The organism is Pseudomonas sp. 86_A, from assembly GCF_017491705.1.
GTDB lineage: Bacteria > Pseudomonadota > Gammaproteobacteria > Pseudomonadales > Pseudomonadaceae > Aquipseudomonas > Aquipseudomonas koreensis.
Genome location: NZ_JAFGYS010000077.1, coordinates 1 through 520, shown reverse-complemented (window position 1 = coordinate 520; position 520 = coordinate 1). Strand labels below are relative to the sequence as shown.

General features: G+C 59.6%; 1 pseudogene. It reads left to right on the top strand.

Features of this window, described 5'->3' with window-relative positions:
• Positions 1-307: 307 nt before the first annotated feature.
• Positions 308-520: pseudogene (locus J5M57_RS28070) on the top strand (Fe-S biogenesis protein NfuA); the annotation flags it as partial.

The window sequence follows — 520 nt, the reverse complement described above, 5'->3', positions numbered from 1 at the left end:
CCTATAGCTCTGGATCATGGTGCCCATGCCGCCGTCGAGGATCAGGATGCGCTTGAGGAGCGCGTGGTGAAGGGCCTGAAGACGTGCGGCGCGGGAGGTCTGGGATGACGACATGGGGGACTACCTGGAGCATTGAACGAAAGGGCGCCAGCATAGCAAAGCTGTGTGCTTTTTGATCGCCGCCGCGCTTTGCATGAACATGGCTCATGTTGTTGTCGAGCGGCGGCATATCCGAGTAAAACCGTTGGTCTTTTGTGCGGTCCCAACATTGACGTACACTGCGCCGCATGTCTCGCGAGGAACTTCCATGAGCGCTATCACCGTTACCGACGCAGCACACGATTACCTGGCCGAGCTGCTGGCCAAGCAGAACACCAGCGGCATCGGCATTCGCGTTTTCATCACCCAGCCGGGCACGCCCTACGCCGAAACTTGCATCGCCTATTGCAAGCCGGGCGAGGAAAAGCCCGACGACATCCCGCTCGGCCTGAAAAGCTTCACCGCCTGGATCGATGCCACC